Consider the following 1093-nt stretch of genomic DNA (forward strand, 5'->3'; position numbering starts at 1 on the left):
CAGAACTGGAACCTGACGCTATCACAGCTGACGATCCACTTCCCGGACCGCCTGGAGAAATACATCAGCCTGTGAGGCTATTTGGCTGACACAGAGTTTTGAACACCCTCATGGGGTCAGATTAACTTTATGACGTTCAAGAGTACTTAGAAGCACTCTCACTGATCTAATCCAAGCAACCCTGGAATTATTTAGATCTTTAAGAAGGTCGTAAACTTCCTCAAAATTTTCTCTAGAATTTTTTATGTAAACTTCATCGGCTTTAAGCGAAGATTCAAGTTCCTGCTTATTTTTGTCCCTTAAATAAGTCTTTCTTCTTATTTCTTTGAATGCTTCTTTCATGCTCGATGCGCTCAGCGGTGGATAATACTATGCACCTTTGTGCGACAATGGGGGCACAAGGACCAGACCAAAGGTGCATAGATTTGGTCGTCCCATGGAACGCTTCGTTAGGACACGAGTGCCGCTAATGCGGGGAGATATGGAGCAACGACTGGACCAAGGACTTGCATATGATCTGCCAGTGCAGACATAAAGTTCAGGTATTTATTTTTAAAAGCTTCCCCACCAAAGCTTTCTTGCATTTCGATAACACTTGCTTTCACAGGTTCATAAGCAGGTTCTTCTCGAATAGCCTCTAAAGCCTCTATTAGCTGACCAAATATCTCGGGACTGGCATCATTTCTTGTCACATGCTGTTCGAATTTTTCGCTGCCAGTAGCAACGTTTTGCACGTTACCTGAAATATATGTATTAAATATTTGATGCACTCTTTCTTGAGGGACTGGGTTCGAGTTTATTTCAGCTTCCCCTGCGTCGGGTGCTTCAGCTTCGATTTCCAGCACAAAGCTCAATATTCTGTTTCGGACAGCATCAAGGGCTGCAATTACGGCCGTAATTGGAATCACCTTCCATGCTTGCACACAATTCATGTCTTCATAGATGTCCTGTCCTACTGTAGTGGTCAAGTGATTTAGGCCACTGTAGTGGTCAAGTGATTTAGGCCACCGTCTTTTGAGTTTTCCAGTAGGCCTGCTCTGCCACATTGGGCGGCAACCCGTCGTTGTGCTTATGCGGCCGCAACGCGCTGTAA

2 protein-coding genes are annotated in these 1093 nt (G+C 44.7%); both read right to left on the reverse strand.

Annotation, left to right across the window (positions count from 1 at the left end):
- Nucleotides 1-108: 108 nt before the first annotated feature.
- On the reverse strand, nt 109-342 hold the full coding sequence (locus AC6R19_RS22725) for a hypothetical protein (RefSeq protein WP_500582151.1): 234 nt from the start codon (nt 340-342) through the stop codon (nt 109-111).
- A gap of 107 nt (nt 343-449) precedes the next feature.
- On the reverse strand, nt 450-1046 hold the full coding sequence (locus AC6R19_RS22730) for an AbiTii domain-containing protein (protein WP_500582152.1): 597 nt from the start codon (nt 1044-1046) through the stop codon (nt 450-452).
- Nucleotides 1047-1093 lie beyond the last annotated feature (47 nt).

This window comes from Microbulbifer sp. SE14 (assembly GCF_059834885.1).

Excerpts from the sequence above, each read along its gene's own strand:
- AC6R19_RS22725 (WP_500582151.1), bottom strand. The coding sequence starts at position 342 with ATGAAAGAAGCATTCAAAGAAATAAGAAGAAAGACTTATTTAAGGGAC.
- AC6R19_RS22730 (WP_500582152.1), bottom strand. The coding sequence starts at position 1,046 with ATGTGGCAGAGCAGGCCTACTGGAAAACTCAAAAGACGGTGGCCTAAA.